This is a genomic window from Pullulanibacillus camelliae, assembly GCF_014642655.1.
In the GTDB taxonomy this organism is placed as follows: domain Bacteria; phylum Bacillota; class Bacilli; order Bacillales; family Sporolactobacillaceae; genus Pullulanibacillus; species Pullulanibacillus camelliae.
In genome coordinates, this window is record NZ_BMIR01000032.1 from 1 (window position 1) to 17248 (window position 17248).

Consider the following 17248-nt stretch of genomic DNA (forward strand, 5'->3'; position numbering starts at 1 on the left):
GCCGTTAAGCTCTTCTGCGCCGATGGTAATTGGGGGCTTCCCCCTGTGAGAGTAGGACGCTGCCGGGCACTAAAAAACACAGTCAGAAATGGCTGTGTTTTTTTTTGATGATGTTGTTTTCCGCTCCAAACTACAGCAGTTTAAATGATAATTAAAATAACGAGGTTGTGTGTCTGAATAGGGGTTAAAGCGTAACAAGTGAAGAGGACAAGCAACATATGCCGTTTTTAAGATAACAAATGGTAAGGAAAAGTTAACAAAACAAAAAAACATCCAACTTAACAGATAGAGAACATATCAAGAGTGTAAGTTTCCCAATCCCAATTTGAATGTAACGAAAGAGGGAGACGAGTGAACAAAAGGCACTACAAAAATAACAAAAGTGACCGTTTTAACAAAAAGCTCTCTTAATATAATACAAAGCTTGACCATTTGTTTGGTTTGGTGGAGGAGCTTGGGATAGAAAAATAGCAGAGTTTTTTCAAAAGGCTATTGGACGGTATAATAAGGAATAGACTATTTAGGATAAAAGTTGAAATTATTTTGTTTAAATGGTTCAATGGGATAAGTTAGAGGTACATTATAAATGGAAGTTAAAGAAGGAAAAGAACATGTATGAACGCATCAGCCATTCGAACGAAGAATCAATGAAGATAGCTGAACAGGTTGCACAGCGCCTCATTCCTGGGGATGTCATCACTCTTGAAGGAGATTTGGGGGCTGGCAAGACAACATTTACCAAAGGCATTGCCCAAGGGTTAGGGGTCAAGCGAACGGTAAATAGTCCAACGTTCACAATTATAAAAGAATATAAGGGAAGACTGCCACTTTATCATATGGATGTGTATCGCTTAGAAGAAGAAGAGGATCTGGGCTTTGATGATTTTTTTCAATCAGAAGGGGTAACCATTATTGAGTGGGCAAGTCGAATTCAGACACAGTTACCAGAAGAACGACTGGATGTATACATAAAATTAGGGGAGAAGGAAACGGATAGAATTCTGCAATTTCATCCCCATGGTAGTCATTTTGAGCAACTATGTAAGGAGTTATTTCGATGAATGTGTTAGCCATCGATTCATCCAATGTGACAATGGGAGTAGCTATTGCCAATGAAGAGGTGACTCTAGGTGAATTGATTACAAATGTGAAAAAAAATCATTCGGTTAAGCTGATGCCAGCTATTGAACAATTGATGCAGGAAACAGGGATTGATCCTCACGATCTTGAGCGCATTGCTGTGGCGATGGGGCCTGGCTCCTATACCGGAGTGCGGATTGGGGTGACGATTGCCAAAACGTTGGCCTGGACATTACAAGCAGAGCTTGTAGCTGTTTCGAGCTTGGCAATTTTAGCTCAAAATGGACGCTTTTTTGAAGGTGTTATTTGTCCATTATTCGATGCGAGGCGTGGTCAAGTTTATACGGGATTATATGCTCCACACAATAACAAAGTGACCCAGATAAAAGACGACCGTATTGTCTTGCTCTCTGAATGGTTACAAGCATTACGTGCTGTGGATAAGCCGATTTTATTCTTGGGACAAGATGTGGGACTCCATCAGGCGATGATTAGAGAACATTTGGGTCAGCAGGCTGTTTTTGCAGCAGCTACAGAAAATCAACCCCGTCCCTCTGAGCTTGCTTGGCTAGGTATGCAAGGAGAACCAGTGGAGTCCATTCATGGGCTTGTTCCAACCTATTTACAGCTTGCTGAAGCGGAGACAAAATGGCTTGCCCAACAAGAGGGGAAATAATTATGGGTCAGGGGATGCAAATACGACAGATGACGTTGGATGATGTGGATGGCGTTGTCTATGTTGAGGAGCGTTCTTTTAGTCATCCATGGACACGTGAGGCCTTTGAGAATGAAATGAGAACCAATCAGTTCGCGACTTACTTTGTTGCTGAAGATGATGGTTTTATTATTGGCTATTGCGGCCAATGGTTAATCCTTGATGAATCACATGTAACCAATATTGCTGTCTTGCCTAATTATAGGGGTTATAAGATTGGTGAAACGTTGTTAAAAAAGGCAATATTATATGCCAAGCTAGGCAGGGCGAAACGGATGAGCCTCGAAGTTAGGGTATCTAATGAGGTTGCTCAAAACCTTTATCGAAAACTCGGCTTTCAAAACGGTGGGATCAGAAAGAACTATTACACGGATAATCATGAAGATGCTTTAGTGATGTGGGTGAACTTATAATGAAGACGAGCGAAGGTACCATTATTTTAGGAATAGAGACAAGCTGTGATGAAACTGCCGCTGCGGTTGTTGCTGATGGCCGCCGTATTCTTTCAAATATCGTGGCCTCTCAGATTAAAAGTCATAAACGCTTCGGTGGGGTTGTGCCTGAAATTGCCTCCAGACATCATGTAGAACAAATCACGATGGTCTGTGAAGCTGCTTTAGAGGAAGCGAACATGGATTGGCAGGATATTGATGGCATCGCGGTGACTGAAGGACCAGGATTAGTTGGAGCTTTATTAGTGGGGATCAGTGCGGCTAAGGCTTTAGCCTTTGCTCATCAAATTCCTCTCATTCCTGTTCATCATATTGCAGGACATATCTATGCTAATCGCTTTAGTGCAGAATTTCAATTTCCATTGGTTGCATTGATTGTCTCGGGTGGGCATACAGAATTAATTCAAATGCCTGGTCATGGTCAATATGAATTAATTGGTGAAACACGTGATGATGCTGCTGGAGAGGCATTTGATAAAGTTGCACGGATATTAGGGCTGCCTTATCCAGGTGGCCCTGAGATCGATAGACTTTCAGCAGAGACGGAGCCAACGCTTTCTTTCCCAAGAGCTTGGTTAGAAGAAGGCTCGTTTGACTTTAGTTTTAGCGGGCTGAAATCGGCAGTGACGAATGCGGTTCATAATGCTGAGCAGCGTGGTGCCGCTTTAGAAAAGGCAGATGTGGCGGCAAGCTTTCAGCAAAGTGTCATCGATGTTTTGGTGACAAAAACGATGAGGGCCGTCAAGGAGTATAAGGCGAAACAACTGCTTGTCGCAGGTGGGGTAGCTGCTAATAGAGGGCTGCGGCAAGCGATTACTCAAGCGGCTCAAAATGCTGGAGTTGAGTTAATCATCCCACCTATTCATTTATGCACAGATAATGCTGCTATGATTGCAGCGGCAGGAACGATCAACTTTCTGGCAGGTGAACGGGCAGCTATGGATCTCAATGCCCATCCTGGTCTCGAATTAATTAATGTTTAGGTGTAAAATTTCTAAAAGGAGTTTAGAGATAGAATATTTCTAAGCTTCTTTTTTTTGGGCTATAAAAAATTTATAATTTCGCTAACGCTAATAAAGGAAGATAATATAAGGGGAAATTTGGCTTGCGCTAAGTTGCGTTTTCTAACAAATCAGAAGGTATAAAATTTCTGGCCATCAGGACGGTGCACGTTTTAGCTCCAGGTAGCGCGCTTTCTGCGGGGGGTGTAAGCCTCTAAGCCTTCTCGCGCTGCATGCTGTGTGGGGTCTTACCGATCTCCCGCTTCCCGAAGGCCCCTAGCAGCGCATTACGAGTCAGTGGAGATTCGGGAACACACGCTTTTAGAGTGTTCAGAATCTCGTGCCTTGCGCTCCAATCCACTTGATCAGGCACGCTTTTAAACCCGGTTTTTCTTATTAATAGGGAAGTATAACTTTTCGCTGCTACTACTTCTTAGGGATAAGCTCATGGCATGTGTAAAAAAGCCTATATCTTTTGTTTCTTTGAAATGGGCTTTTGTTAACTGTCTCAGCCTTTTGTTGCGCTCAGACTCTGAAACTTGCCATGTGGATTCGTTCTCTATTCGGGAACTTCAAGCTTTATTTGTTAATTTGGTTGAGGCATTTGTTAAAAGGAGCTGGCCTTTTGTTATCATGAGCTCTTCTAGGTAGAGGTCCGTTTTTGGTGTATTTATGTGCTTACCCCTAGCCCTCATTCTATTTATGAGCTATTAGTATGAGGTGTTAATAAGTTTATCCACAGGAAGTTCACAAATGTGGAAAAGCTTAATAAAAAGGACCATAGAAGCTTAAATAATGTGTATAAATAATGTGGACAAATAGAACAGAAAATGTGGATAAAGTGGATTGATTGTGAATAATCCTGAGTTAGAGCCTTTTTGACTGTGAATAAGTATGTTGATAATGTGGATATGTTCGTCATCTGTTCCCCATATATGGGGAATTAACAAGAGGGTGAGACAAACGAAAAGAAATTCCCCTATTGCCGAACGATAAGTAGCCAGGAAACGGGAAGTGTCGTTAAAATACGGAGACTCCTACGGGAACGGGGCCAGCGTTTCTTCACGAATAAATGACGCGTTGTCCGAGAAAGTTGACGACAAAGCAAGCCTAGCAGACGCAGGAAGTAGGAACAGGGGCTTCTTAGTCTAAGCCACTTACATTTTCAAGGACCTTCGGCTAAAAGCATCACGTCCATTAAGACACTTCGGCTAAGTGCGTCACATCTATGTGACAACACCGAAGCTAGCGCATCCTGCGCGCCTCTAGGCGGTGCCCGTGGAAAGCGAAGTGTTTTGACGGAGCGCTTATCACTCACCTAAAAATCCGAACGCATGTCTTCAAAATTGTGAATGCGTTCGGATTCTCTTTGAGCTGAAGACTTCTGTCCCAGCCCTTTTAGAAAGGACTACAGCTGCAAGTGTGTCCACTCCTCCATCAGTTGTTCTACCTCTTGTTTAGAGACAATGAGGGCTTCGTTGATTTCTCGAGCCTTATCATGGTCACTATACACCTCTGGATCGAGAAGACGCTTTTCATGGTCTGCAATCTGTTCTTCTAATGCTTCAATTTGTTTTTCAATCTCTTCGATTCGTCTTTGTTTACGTCGTTCTTCTTGCTTGGCCTTTTTTTCTTCTTTAAAAGCAAGTTTTCCTTCAGCGATTGGTTTGTCAACAGCCTGTGGGTAAGCCTCTTCTTGTTCAAGCCTTAAAAGCTCTTCTTGTTCAGCCTTTTTGTTCACGTAATAATCATAATCACCTAGGTAATCCTGAATGCCATCAGGATTGAGTTCAAGAACGCGAGTGGCAATGCGATTAATAAAATAACGGTCATGTGAGACAAAAAGCACTGTCCCAGGGAAGTCGACAATCGCTGCTTCTAAAATCTCTTTACTGTCTAGATCCAGGTGGTTGGTTGGTTCGTCTAGAATCAAGAAATTATCTTTTTGCATCATCAGTTTGGCGAGCGCCAGCCTTGCCTTTTCGCCTCCGCTTAGGGCTGAGACAGGTTTAAGTACATCATCACCGGCAAATAGAAAATTCCCAAGGACTGTGCGAATATCTTTTTCTAAGGTTTGCGGAAAATCATCCCAAAGTTCGTTGAGCACGGTTTTATTACTGGAAAGCGTGCTTTGTTCTTGATCATAGTAGCCGATCGTGACTTGACTGCCTAAGGAAATAGTGCCAGCGAGTTTAGGCAAATGGTGCGCGATGGTCTTAATAAGGGTCGTTTTACCAACACCATTCGGCCCAACTAATGCTACGCTTTCTCCACGACGAATCGCAAAGCTTATGTTCTTATTGATTGCCTGCTTTGGAGTATACCCAATCGTAAGGGTGTCAATATTCAACACATCATTGCCGCTTTGTTTAAGGATATCAAAGGAAAAGCGAGCAGATGGATCATCTCCTGCGGGTCGATCTAACAGCTCCATTTTTTCTAATTTTTTGCGCCGACTTTGTGCGCGCTTTGTTGTTGAGGCACGAACAATATTTTTTTGAATAAAGTCCTTTAACTCAGCGACTTCCTTTTGTTGCTTCTCATAAAGCTTTCTTTCTTTTTCGTAATCAGCGGCTTTTTGATCAAGATATTTTGAATAATTCCCGTGAAAGACTTTGGATTCACCACGGGAAATCTCATAGACTTTCTCCACAATGCGATCAAGAAAGTAGCGATCATGGGAAACAATTAATAAGGCACCTGGATAATGCTGGAGATACCCCTCTAGCCATGTCAGTGTCTCTATATCCAGGTGGTTGGTCGGTTCATCAAGGATCAGCAAATCAGGTTTAATGAGCAAGAGCTTTCCTAATAATAAACGGGTTTTTTGCCCCCCCGATAGCATATTGACCGACATATCGGCGGGAAACTGACTAAAGCCGAGACCATTTAAAATGCTTTTAATATCGGCTTCATAGGTATAACCACCCTGATCGGTAAAAGTCGTTTGCAGGCGATCATAGTGATGGAGAAATTTCTCATACTCTTTCTGTGAAGAGAAATGTTCAGGATCAGCCATCTTTACTTCCATGTCCCGGAGCTCTTTTTCCATTTTAAGAAGTGGCTGGTATACTTTTAGAAGTTCACCATAAAGACTGTCTTCAGAGTGCAGCTGACTATTCTGCTCAAGATAGCCTAGAGTAACATCCTTTGATAGTGTGAGCGCACCGCTATCATAAGGCACCTCTCCAGCAAGAATTTTGAGCAGAGTGGACTTTCCGCTGCCGTTTCTGCCAACAAGAGCAATTCTTTCATGAGATTGTACTTCTATATTAATATTCGATAAAATAAGGTCAGTACCATAAGATTTACTTAATCGATTGGCTTGTAATAATAGCATGATGTCACCTCAAATTCTTTTTAAGTTTAGCGCACCGACAGGGGTGGCGGCAACCTTCTTGCAGAAAAAGGATAGGAAATTTTTCTTGCACGGTTGTATAGTAAAAAAAGCGTGGTTTGTAGTATAGTTGAGAGAGACAAACATCTGAGACGAACATAAGGATGATATGAACTGTCGTTTAAATGGAAGCCCTAACATGATTAAGTTTAAACGGCAGGAACGGGAGGGACCTTTTGAGGACAGAATATGAATCAGGATAAGATACCTCAAGCAACAGCCAAACGATTACCTCTGTATTATCGGGTGTTACAGCATTTATCTGAATCTGGGAAACAGCGTGTATCCTCTTCTGAATTAAGCGAAGTGGTTAAGATTGATTCAGCAACGATTCGTCGGGACTTTTCTCACTTAGGGGCACTGGGTAAAAAAGGATATGGGTATAATGTCAATCGATTGTTAAGCTTCCTAAGGGACACATTAAATCAAGATGAGCTGACCAAAGTGATGCTAGTAGGTGTGGGGAACTTAGGAACAGCGCTATTAAAATATAATTTTTTAAAGAATAATAATATGAAGATTGTTAAAGCATACGACACCAATGCGTATAAGGTGGGAACAACAATTGGTGAAACCTCGATCCATCCTATTCAGCAGTTGGCGACAGACAATCATGATGACATTGCCGTAGCCATTCTGACGGTTCCAGCGGACGCTGCTCAAGCCGTTGCAGATGTTCTTGTGTCGACGGGTGTGAGTGGTATACTTAATTTTACACCGGTAAGGTTATCCGTGCCCAATGATATCCGGGTGCATCATATAGATTTGGGTGTCGAATTACAGACGCTAGTGTATTTCTTGAATAACTACCCATTAAAAGATCAGGGAGGTGAATGACATGGGATTAGGCTGGGGAGGTATTCTTCTGATTGCAATTTTCGCACTTGTCATTTTTGGACCGAAAAAGCTTCCTGAGTTTGGGAAAGCAGCAGGTAATACCTTGCGTGAATTCAAAAATGCAACAAAAGGGATGATGGAAGACGAAGATCATACCCAAAAAAAGCAGGATGATCGATAATGTCCGATAAAAGTATGAGCATTACTAAGCACCTCCAAGAATTACGAAGGCGGATTTTGATCGTCATCATCGGTTTTATCATTGCATTTATCATCGGCTTTTTTTTAGCTAAGCCTGCGATTGTCTATTTGCAGCATGCAGATATAGCTAACGGAATCGACCTCAATAATTTTCGCATTACGGACCCTATCAATATTTTTATGGAAATGGCTTTTGTCATTGGGATTGTGATGGTGTCACCCTTGATCATGTATCAGCTATGGGCTTTTGTCAGCCCGGGATTATATGAAAATGAGCGTAAAGTCACGCTGTCCTACATTCCGATTTCAATCCTGCTTTTTCTAGGTGGGGTTGCCTTTGCTTACTTTATTTTATTTCCGTATGTCCTGCATTTTATGGTGCATTTAAGTCAGTCCCTAGGCATTCATAACGTCATCGGCATCAATGAATATTTTCGTTTTTTGTTGCAGATTACGCTGCCTTTTGGCATTATCTTTGAATTGCCAATCGTGGTGATGTTTTTAACAAAGCTTGGTCTCATCACGCCTCAATTCTTGTCTAAAATCAGAAAGTATGCGTATTTTGTTTTGTTGATTATCGCTGGGATTATTACCCCGCCTGATGTGATGTCACAAATTATTGTCATGATTCCACTGGTGTTCTTATATGAGCTCAGTCTTATTATCTCGAAGCGTACATATAAGAAGAAGGTGTTAAGAGAACAGCAGTATCTTCTTCAAGAAGAGGAAGAGGTAGAATAAAGTAAACCACGACATGTCATCGTGGTTTATTCTTTTCGGGCGAGATGGGGTAAACTATTGATAACCATGTTTTTTTGATCAGAGGAAACCCTGCCAGCGACTTTTTTTTCTTTCTTTGATACACTGATAAAGAGGTAGGGTAATCATTTGACTGAAGTGTGATAAACGGTTGTGTCAGGTGATGATGGTGGGCGTATTACTATTTATAGGTTCATTAAACGGTCAACACAAAGGAATTTAAAAAAACGGAGAGATGTTACTTAGGTAACGACGCGCTCGAGGTTTTCAAAGAAATGTAAAACATATTAAGGGTGATAAGGGTGTTACAGTTAAAATCAAAAAATGAAATAAAAAAAATGCAAGAAGCGGGAGAACTGCTCGCTCGCTGTCATAGTGAAATTAAGAAAAGAATTAAGCCGGGTATGACTACCGATGAGATTGAGGCTTTTGTGGACGCCTTTTTAGCAGAGCATGGAGCAACCGCAGAGCAGAAGGGTTACCAAGGCTATAAATATGCGACATGTGCATCCATCAATGATGAAATTTGTCATGGCTTTCCTCGCAAAACGCCATTGAAGTCAGGGGATATCGTCACGATTGATATGGTGGTCAATTTAAATGGGTGGCTAGCGGATTCTGCATGGAGCTATCCAGTTGGTGAAATTTCCAAAGAGGCCCAGCACTTATTAGAAGTGACCGAAGAAGCTCTATATCGTGGGATAAAGGAAGCGCAAATTGGCAAACGCATTGGGGATATCGGTCACGCCATTCAAACCTATGCAGAAGGTGAAGGCTTGAGCGTTGTGCGTGACTTTGTAGGTCACGGGATTGGGCCGACGATTCATGAAGAGCCACAAGTTCCTCATTATGGTGTACCTGGCAAAGGACTTCGCCTTAAAGAGGGTATGGTGTTAACCATTGAGCCAATGTTAAATATCGGTGATTGGCGTTCTAAGCTCGATGATAATGGCTGGACAGCGCGTACGGCAGATGGTTCACTCTCAGCCCAATACGAGCACACTATTGCCATTACAAAAGACGGTCCTGTGATTTTAACAACATTAGAAAAACAACCTCTTTAAGAGAGGCTGCTCCTGAATGTCGAGAAGGCTTCGGCAAAAATACCTTTTTTATAACCATAATGGTGGCATGAGTTCTGTATTCAATCAGACTCATGTCATTTGTTGTTTAGATAAGTATAAAATTCCGGTCATCAGGATGGTGTGGATAGTCCCGCACTCCCGATCGCTCTCTCCTCATGCTTGCACGATGCAGTTAGGAGCAATGCTTACAGAATGTGATGATTTTATCGACCTTCCTTAAGTTGGGTTCTCCTCAGAATAAACTCCTGCGCGAGTTGTGCCAATCTTCCCCTTCCCGCAGAATGCGAGTATCATATCGTGAGTCAGCGGAGATTCGGGACCACATGATTCTAGAGTGCTCCGAATCTCTCGCGCCTGCCATTCCATGGTGTATGTTTGGCTTTCAGTAGTTTTTCAGTGCTCTCGTATAGCGGCGAGCGAAATGCTCAAATCACAAGCTTGAGCGTAACAAAAGAGAAGGACAAGTGAACAATAGCCATTTTCAATGTAACAAAAGCTTCTCCATATAAAAAGGTCGCTGCCACGAGCGAGGCTATTTTGTTAAACTAAAGGTAGATAGAGGACGGCTAATGGACTGAGCGAAATAGAAATAATATTAAGTGAAAGGATGAATCCTATGGGTGTAGGGTAAAAAGGAACGATAATCAGATTCATTCTAAATCGAGTAGCGAGGAATAACTATATGGATATTCATAATATCATTTCATTCATTGTATCAACCATTTTGGTTATAAATACACTGCTTGCGGCCGGTGTATTGTTTTTTGAAAGACGCGATATTGGTTACACTTGGGCTTGGCTAATGGTTCTTTTCTTTATCCCTATTTTAGGCTTTATCATCTATATTTTTCTGGGGCGCAATCTTAAAAGGAACAACTTTTATCGACTTACCTTAGAAGAACGGGCTTTTTTACAGTCTGCTGTAGATCAACAAATCTCTGCTTTCGGAAGAGAGGATCAACATCGGTCTCCTTTATTAAACGAATACACGGATGTGGTAAGGATGAATCTGATTTCAAATCATGCATTATTAACACATCACAATCAAATCGCTATTTTTAATGATGGGGAGCAGAAATTCCACGCGTTGTTTGCAGACATTAGAGCGGCCAAAAAGGAAATCAATGTTCAATACTATATCATTCAGCCTGACTCACTGGGGGAAAGGCTGAGAGATGAATTAACGAAAAAGGCTAAAGAAGGCGTTAAAGTAAGAGTGCTATATGATGAGATAGGGTCAAAGAAAATTTCCCCAACGTTTTTTAAAGACCTACTCGACTTTGGAGGGGAAGTTGAGGTGTTTTTTCCCTCCCTCCTTAGGCTGATTAATTTTCGAATGAATAATAGAAATCATAGAAAGCTATGTATTATTGATGGAAAAGTGGCTTATATAGGTGGATTTAATGTTGGAAATGAGTATCTTGGTGCAAATACGAAATTTGGTTACTGGCGTGATACCCATCTGAGAATGGAGGGAGAGGCGGTTAATCATATTCAAGCAAGATTTATTTTGGATTGGAATCAAGCTGGCAAACACAAAAAGCTAGAGCATGATGGCTTCTGCTTTAACTCTGAAAAACATGAGGGGGACGTTCCTGTCCAGATTGTTGCAAGTGGTCCCAATTCAGAGGATGAGCATTTAAAGAATATGTACATTAAGCTAATTATGAATGCTAAAAAGAGTGTGGCTATCCAAACGCCTTACTTCATTCCAGATTCAAGCTTTATGGATGCCTGTAAGATAGCCCTCCTATCTGGAGTCGATGTGCGCATTATGATTCCCAGCAAGCCCGATCACCCTTTTGTTTATTGGGCATCGTGGGTGTATGCTGGCGAATTACTGAAATATGGCGCTAACGTTCTATTGTATGAAAAGGGTTTTTTACATGCAAAAACAATTGTTGTGGATGAGAGAGTTGCCTCTGTAGGAACGATGAATATTGATTCTCGCAGCTTTAGATTGAATTTCGAAGTGAATGCCATGATATATGATAGAGCCATAGCGAAGCAGCTTAAAGACATGTTCAATAAAGACACAGAAGTTTGCAAAGAGCTTACACTTGAACGCTACAAAGAACGGTCCTTAATCATAAAATTCAAGGAAGATGTTTCTCGTTTGTTATCACCCATATTGTAATAGGGTGGGCATTAGCAACGGTAAAAAGAACTGGGACAAAAGTATTCAGCTCATAAAGAAGTCGAACGCATGCACACTTTTGAAGCCATGCGTTCGACTTTTTGAATGAGTGATGAAATGCTCCGTCAAAACACTTCGCTTTTCACGGGTACGGCCCCTGATGTGTCACATCGGGGGCCTGGAAAAATGTGCTTTACTTTTACTTTTGGGGTGGTAGTGATGGGCTAGCTTTGTCGTTCGCTATTAGGGTGATCTCTTTTAGTTTAAATGGCTTTTATTTTCAACGTTGTGCATGATGGACTCGCCTTCGATATCCAAGTTCGGCAAGATTTTGTCTAACCATTTGGGTAAATACCATGCTGCGTTACCCATTAATGTCATAACGGCAGGCACAATGGTCATTCTGACGATAAAGGCATCAAAGAAAACGCCAAATGTAAAGGCCATTCCCATCGATTTTATCATGACATCCGGAGTTAACATGAAACCGACAAAGACACTGATCATGATTAAAGCGGCTGCTGTAACGACACCACCGCTGTCTTTAATCCCAGTTAGGATAGCCTTGCGTGCATTGCCTTTATGAACGTATTCCTCACGAATTCGGCTGACGAGGAAGACCTCATAATCCATTGCGAGTCCGAACAGGATACCGATGAGGAAGATGGGTAAGAAATTTAAAATGGGTCCCGTTGTGGAAACATTAAACAGCTTTGTAAGATGGCCATCTTGAATCACGAAGACGATAAAGCCCAATGAAGCTGTAAGGGACAAAACAAATCCTAAAACGGCTTTTAAAGGCACTAGGATGGAACGGAAAACAATCACAAGGAGAATAAAGGCAAGTCCAACAATAATTGAAGCAAATAATGGGATAGCCTTATTCAAGCTATTGGTTAAATCAATGCTGACGGCGGTTTGCCCTGTCACCATGATTTTTACATGATTCGCTTTCTCAAGAGATTTTGCTTTATCTCTAATTGTTTTGACGAGATCATTTGTTTTTGTATCATTTGGTCCTGTTTTTGGCATCACAGATATCATATAGTCATTCCCGGTTTTATTTGGGACTGCTGGATTAACCATTTGAACATGATTCAATTGACTAAGAGTATCCTGAAGCTCTGATACGGCCTGCTTTGGATGAGTGGTCTCTTTCGTTGTTTCCATAACAATGGCTAAGTTGCTATGATAGCCTTCGCCGTAGGCTTCGGTAAATAAATCATAGGCTTTTCTTGTCGTACTATCCTTTGGTTGCTGTGAATCATCAGGTAAGCCAAGATGCATATGCCCGAGTGGAAGACTGACAACAACAAGGATGACAATACCAAACAAGGCCTTTAATAGTGGGCGCTTTGTCACAAATCGGCCCCATGCATTTGACTCCTTGTTGGTATTCGGTTTTCTTTTCCTAGAAAAGGTGAGTAACTGTAGAAAGCTATTTTTTCTATCCGGTCCAATTTTATTTCCAAGCATCGCGAGAACAGCAGGAACGAACATCACGGCTATTAGGACGGCAAAGAGAACACTTAGAGCGGCTCCAAGCCCCATGATTGTTAAGAAGGGAATGTTGACAACACATAAGCCGACCATAGCGATGATTACGGTTATACCGGCGAATACAACGGCACTACCCGAAGTGCCATTGGCAATCGCGATCGCTTCTCTAACGGAATGTCCTTGAGCGAGTTGCTTTCTGAAGCGATTGAGTATAAATAGCGAGTAGTCAATCCCTACGGCAAGTCCCAGCATAGCAGCAAGGGTTAGAGAAACCGATGGCATATCGATCACTCTTGACCCTAATAGGATAAGCAGTAAACTGATACCAAGTCCGAAAACGGATGTTAAAATCGGAATGATCCCCACTAAAAATGATAAAAAGGTAATGGAGAGAATGATCAGAGCGACAATGATGCCGATGGCTTCAGTTGAACCACTTGAGGACTTTGAAAAATCGATATCTCCTGATAACTCAGCCTGGATACCGGCATCGCGAATTTTTTTGACAGTGTCTATGATCATGTCCTTAGCACTGCTGGACACATCGGGCGCTTTGTCCTTGAATGTAACGACAGCGTAGCCGATTTTTTGATCTTGAGTCAGGTTTTTTAATTGTAAAGGCGTTGCAACGGAAGCAACAGCTTTGTTCTTTTTGATTGTATTGAGTGCCTTTGTAATCCTTTGATTCACTGAAGTAGAGGTAAGTGTTTGATTTTTTGGTGCTTTAAATATAATTTGGGTTTGGGCTCCACTTGAGTCTTGTCCTGAACTGAATTCTTTATCAATGATGGTCATCGCTTTAACGGATTCTGATCCAGGGATGGACATTTCTTCATTGAACCTTGGACCTAGAGTTCCTGCAAGAATACCGAGGACGATGATGAGGCCAATCGTGGTACCAAAGATACTTTTTTTATGGTCCACTGCCCACTTCCCCAAGTTATAAAGTAATTTTGCCATGTGATACTCCTTCCAAAAATACATGTGCTTAGGCTCACTTTAATGAGCTATCTTTAGTTTATACAAAGTATAAAAAGAAAAAATCGTACAATAGGGCAAAAGCCTTATGTACGATTGGGCATCTTTCAATGGATTAAGTCATTTTCCATGGCGACGGCCACGGCCTCCGCTCTGGAGTTCACACCGAGCTTATTAAAAATATTAGTTAAATGGGCCTTAACGGTGCGTTCGGCAATGCCCATGTCTAAAGCAATTTCCTTATTTCTATAGCCCTTGGCAACAGATTGGACAATAAACAATTCTTTTTCTGTGAGTACGGCTTGATCTAGAAGAGGGCGGCGCTGATGCTTTTCTGCTTTTAAAGTTAAAAGCTTGGCCATCGTTTCGGGTTTAAGCAAGGTTTCTCCTCTAATGGCAGATTCAATCGTGCGGAAGAGGTCCTCTCGGCTTGTGTCTTTTAAAAGATACCCTTTTGCTCCTAATGATAAGGCCTCCATCATCAACTCGTCTTCATTGTAGGTAGTTAAAATAATGATAGGGATCGCCGCGCTTCTAGCATTTAATGCTTTAATGGTTTCTAAGCCATCCTTAACAGGCATTTTAAGATCCATCAAGATGACATCAGGCTTTTGACTTTCAATAAATTTTAAGGCAGCTTCTCCATTTTCTGCTTCACCGATGACTTGAAATAGGTCATTGGTTTCTAAAATAAGCTTTAATCCTTCTCTTACAACAAAATGGTCATCAACAATTAATACACTGTAAGTCATCAGGTTCTCCTTTCAATTAGAGTGGGATGGTAACGACAACGGTTGTTCCACTTCCAGGTGTGCTATTGATCACGAGATCTGCGCCAATCAGCTGACTGCGTTCCTTTAGACCGAGCAAGCCATATTTACCTAATTGTTTTCCAATATGTTGTGTTTTAAATCCTTTTCCATTATCGGCCACTTCCATAAGTAATGCATCGTCTAATTTCTTTATTTTTATTTTAGTTTGGGTGGCTTCAGCGTGCTTGGCGATATTCTCTAAACACTCACTTAAAATATAAAGGCTATTTTCCATCACAAAGTTTGATAGGACCGGGACAGGATCAATATCAAGGCCGACCTTAATAAAGCGCGTATGCTCAAATTGTTCAATGATATTCAGGACAGCCTGCTGAAAGTTTTCGACATAACCATTGGCCCTTAAATCATCAATGGCTTTTCTTGCATTTCTTAAGGCCTCTCTTGCCTGGATCATGGAGGATTGAATAATCTCTTGAGCCCGTGGGGTATTGCCCTTTTTTAAATGGGCGTCCATAGCCTCTAGTTGCATAATCAGACCTGCAAGGCCCTGAGCCAGTGTGTCATGTAAGTCCCGCGCCATCCGTTGGCGTTCATTAATCAAGGTGAGGTATTCTACCTTTTGATAGGCCGATTGGAGCTTGTCCAAATAATATTCCATTCGGATCCTAGCATCGACCTGCCTGTTATAAGCGGCGGAGTAAAAGATAACCATGATGAGCAAGAAGGCTACGATCGCAAAATAGATGGGTAGGCCCTCAGAACCTCTATAGATTACAATGAGGAATAAATAAATAATGAATAGCGCTGAAAAAAGTGCCGTCACTTTTAGTGTATTTTGGAATAAGGGTATAAATTGCACGAGTAAAATGGGAACCGAACCAATAAAAAAGGCAAAGGCACCATCAGGTAATATAAAGACAGAGAGATGAATAATACTGTATTGGACAATAATATAAAGCCATTTACTATACTGAGTGAGTTTGTTTGGAAACCAATACACAAGCATATGAATGACAATGAGCAAGGTGAAAATAATACTTTGTAATAAAAGTGGATGATATATATTTTGTATGATGAGAGAAATTACGCCAACAAAAAATATGAGTAGGATGACGGGTATTCTTGAAACGATTAATATATCAGATATCATATTTTCTGAATGCTGCGGTTCATTCATTGTTTTCATTTGCTCACCACCTGGATTTATTATAGTTAAAACGACGGCACTTTATCATGTCCAATGGTACATGCCCAAAAGGGAGATAGGATGTTTCTATGATTTTATTGCCGATTGAAAATTAAAACGGTCCGAAAAGTCAGGATACAGGATAAGAAGCCAAGGTTCATCTCTTAAACAAATTAATTGTTCAATCGATTATAGAGCAACTGAAAAAGACCGGACACATTCTAGAATAGACATTGTGAATGCGTCCGGCTTTTCTATGAGAAGACACTTCTGTCTCAAGTTTTTGTCAATGCCATACGAGGAGCCAATGAATGAAGGCATCATGCTGCTGATCTTGAAGCCTTTGTAGGGAAGGCGTAAAGGTGAGCACAATTGCGATCGTATTCATGGAGCAATGACCGATAATTGGAACGATGATCCGGCGTGTTTTGACATATAAAAAGGCGAGTGTAATGCCGATGCCCGCATAGATAATAATGTGCTTATCCATATGCAGCAGTGAGAAAAGAAGGGCGCTGATAATCGCCGCAATCCAAAAATTTGTTTTTCTATAGAAATAGCCAAAAATGATTTTACGGAAAATAATTTCCTCAAGGATAGGACCAACAATGGCCACCACTAATACAGCGTATGGCGCAGAGCGCACCAAATTCATTACATTCTCTGTGTTCTCTGACTTTGGTGGTTCGCCTAACAGTCCAACATCAATCATGCTGGCAACGAATTGTGTGAGATAGACAAGGAAGATTCCATAGATTGCCCATTTGACGGTATCCTTTATCGAGGCGCGTTCAATATCGCGATGCATATGGCGCTCGGGAAGCAATAGGAATAAAGAGATGACTAATGTAATTAAAAAGCTGAAAACAATCCAAGTCGCTGAGCGCTGTTCTTTGGGTATAAAGTTAAGGGCAGGCGTATACACAATAATACCGGAAAGCTGACAAATAACATAGGTAATAATGATGGACCAATAGCGAATAGCCAATACGGATAACCCCTTTTTTTGAATGGACTAACTTATTAGGTTATATTCTTCTATCTGTATATTCATGCCCATTGTAACATAAGCCATGTAAAGTAAATAATTTTTGCTTATATAGGAAAAAAATAATTAATTATGCTTGCAAAAATGAATGGAATTGAT

14 protein-coding genes are annotated in these 17248 nt (G+C 41.3%); 9 read left to right on the forward strand and 5 right to left on the reverse strand.

Annotation, left to right across the window (positions count from 1 at the left end):
* Positions 1–611: 611 nt before the first annotated feature.
* Genes tsaE through tsaD form a run of 4 tightly spaced genes read left to right on the forward strand, consistent with a single transcriptional unit; the run spans position 612 to position 3230 of the window.
* A complete protein-coding gene (tsaE, locus tag IEW82_RS18975; RefSeq protein WP_188698803.1) occupies positions 612–1061 on the forward strand; it encodes a tRNA (adenosine(37)-N6)-threonylcarbamoyltransferase complex ATPase subunit type 1 TsaE in 450 nt (149 codons plus the stop codon).
* Positions 1058–1756, forward strand: coding sequence for a tRNA (adenosine(37)-N6)-threonylcarbamoyltransferase complex dimerization subunit type 1 TsaB (tsaB, locus tag IEW82_RS18980; protein WP_188698806.1), 699 nt, complete (start codon positions 1058–1060; stop codon positions 1754–1756). The genes tsaE and tsaB overlap by 4 nt, the downstream gene beginning before the upstream one ends.
* A gap of 2 nt (positions 1757–1758) precedes the next feature.
* Positions 1759–2208, forward strand: coding sequence for a ribosomal protein S18-alanine N-acetyltransferase (gene rimI, locus IEW82_RS18985; RefSeq protein WP_188698809.1), 450 nt, complete (start codon positions 1759–1761; stop codon positions 2206–2208).
* Positions 2208–3230 carry a tRNA (adenosine(37)-N6)-threonylcarbamoyltransferase complex transferase subunit TsaD gene (tsaD, locus tag IEW82_RS18990; RefSeq protein ID WP_188698813.1) on the forward strand — a complete coding sequence of 341 codons (1023 nt, stop codon included), beginning with the start codon at positions 2208–2210 and terminating at the stop codon, positions 3228–3230. Before rimI ends, tsaD begins: the two co-directional genes overlap by 1 nt.
* 1426 nt (positions 3231–4656) lie before the next feature.
* Here tsaD and IEW82_RS18995 read toward each other — a convergent pair.
* Entirely contained in the window at positions 4657–6588 is a 1932-nt protein-coding gene (locus IEW82_RS18995) for an ABC-F family ATP-binding cassette domain-containing protein (protein WP_188698816.1), read from the reverse strand.
* Positions 6589–6834: 246 nt separating this feature from the next.
* Between IEW82_RS18995 and IEW82_RS19000 the strand changes: the two genes are divergently transcribed.
* The 5 genes from IEW82_RS19000 to cls all read left to right on the forward strand — a co-directional run bounded on the left by IEW82_RS19000 (position 6835) and on the right by cls (position 11664).
* The gene (locus tag IEW82_RS19000) at positions 6835–7482 is read left to right on the forward strand and encodes a redox-sensing transcriptional repressor Rex (RefSeq protein WP_188698819.1); all 648 of its coding nucleotides are present in this window, start codon (positions 6835–6837) and stop codon (positions 7480–7482) included.
* Between the two features lies 1 nt (position 7483).
* On the forward strand, positions 7484–7663 hold the full coding sequence (locus IEW82_RS19005; protein ID WP_188698822.1) for a twin-arginine translocase TatA/TatE family subunit: 180 nt from the start codon (positions 7484–7486) through the stop codon (positions 7661–7663).
* Entirely contained in the window at positions 7663–8424 is a 762-nt protein-coding gene (gene tatC / locus IEW82_RS19010; RefSeq protein ID WP_188698825.1) for a twin-arginine translocase subunit TatC, read from the forward strand. The genes IEW82_RS19005 and tatC overlap by 1 nt, the downstream gene beginning before the upstream one ends.
* 320 nt (positions 8425–8744) lie before the next feature.
* Entirely contained in the window at positions 8745–9506 is a 762-nt protein-coding gene (gene map / locus IEW82_RS19015; protein WP_188698828.1) for a type I methionyl aminopeptidase, read from the forward strand.
* A 703-nt stretch (positions 9507–10209) separates the two neighbouring features.
* On the forward strand, positions 10210–11664 hold the full coding sequence (cls, locus tag IEW82_RS19020; RefSeq protein ID WP_188698831.1) for a cardiolipin synthase: 1455 nt from the start codon (positions 10210–10212) through the stop codon (positions 11662–11664).
* A gap of 258 nt (positions 11665–11922) precedes the next feature.
* Here the strand turns inward: cls and IEW82_RS19025 are convergent, their stop codons facing one another.
* The 4 genes from IEW82_RS19025 to IEW82_RS19040 all read right to left on the reverse strand — a co-directional run bounded on the left by IEW82_RS19025 (position 11923) and on the right by IEW82_RS19040 (position 17089).
* On the reverse strand, positions 11923–14124 hold the full coding sequence (locus tag IEW82_RS19025) for an MMPL family transporter (RefSeq protein WP_188698834.1): 2202 nt from the start codon (positions 14122–14124) through the stop codon (positions 11923–11925).
* Between the two features lie 125 nt (positions 14125–14249).
* On the reverse strand, positions 14250–14894 hold the full coding sequence (locus IEW82_RS19030; RefSeq protein WP_188698837.1) for a response regulator: 645 nt from the start codon (positions 14892–14894) through the stop codon (positions 14250–14252).
* A 16-nt stretch (positions 14895–14910) separates the two neighbouring features.
* Positions 14911–16101, reverse strand: coding sequence for a sensor histidine kinase (locus tag IEW82_RS19035; protein ID WP_188698841.1), 1191 nt, complete (start codon positions 16099–16101; stop codon positions 14911–14913).
* A 286-nt stretch (positions 16102–16387) separates the two neighbouring features.
* Positions 16388–17089, reverse strand: a complete 702-nt coding sequence (locus tag IEW82_RS19040; protein WP_188698843.1) for a CPBP family intramembrane glutamic endopeptidase — start codon at positions 17087–17089, stop codon at positions 16388–16390.
* Positions 17090–17248 lie beyond the last annotated feature (159 nt).

Excerpts from the sequence above, each read along its gene's own strand:
- tsaD (WP_188698813.1), top strand. The coding sequence starts at position 2,208 with ATGAAGACGAGCGAAGGTACCATTATTTTAGGAATAGAGACAAGCTGT.
- rimI (WP_188698809.1), top strand. The coding sequence starts at position 1,759 with ATGGGTCAGGGGATGCAAATACGACAGATGACGTTGGATGATGTGGAT.
- IEW82_RS19030 (WP_188698837.1), bottom strand. The coding sequence starts at position 14,894 with ATGACTTACAGTGTATTAATTGTTGATGACCATTTTGTTGTAAGAGAA.
- tsaE (WP_188698803.1), top strand. The coding sequence starts at position 612 with ATGTATGAACGCATCAGCCATTCGAACGAAGAATCAATGAAGATAGCT.
- IEW82_RS18995 (WP_188698816.1), bottom strand. The coding sequence starts at position 6,588 with ATGCTATTATTACAAGCCAATCGATTAAGTAAATCTTATGGTACTGAC.
- IEW82_RS19000 (WP_188698819.1), top strand. The coding sequence starts at position 6,835 with ATGAATCAGGATAAGATACCTCAAGCAACAGCCAAACGATTACCTCTG.
- tsaB (WP_188698806.1), top strand. The coding sequence starts at position 1,058 with ATGAATGTGTTAGCCATCGATTCATCCAATGTGACAATGGGAGTAGCT.
- tatC (WP_188698825.1), top strand. The coding sequence starts at position 7,663 with ATGTCCGATAAAAGTATGAGCATTACTAAGCACCTCCAAGAATTACGA.
- cls (WP_188698831.1), top strand. The coding sequence starts at position 10,210 with ATGGATATTCATAATATCATTTCATTCATTGTATCAACCATTTTGGTT.
- IEW82_RS19005 (WP_188698822.1), top strand. The coding sequence starts at position 7,484 with ATGGGATTAGGCTGGGGAGGTATTCTTCTGATTGCAATTTTCGCACTT.
- IEW82_RS19035 (WP_188698841.1), bottom strand. The coding sequence starts at position 16,101 with ATGAAAACAATGAATGAACCGCAGCATTCAGAAAATATGATATCTGAT.
- IEW82_RS19025 (WP_188698834.1), bottom strand. The coding sequence starts at position 14,124 with ATGGCAAAATTACTTTATAACTTGGGGAAGTGGGCAGTGGACCATAAA.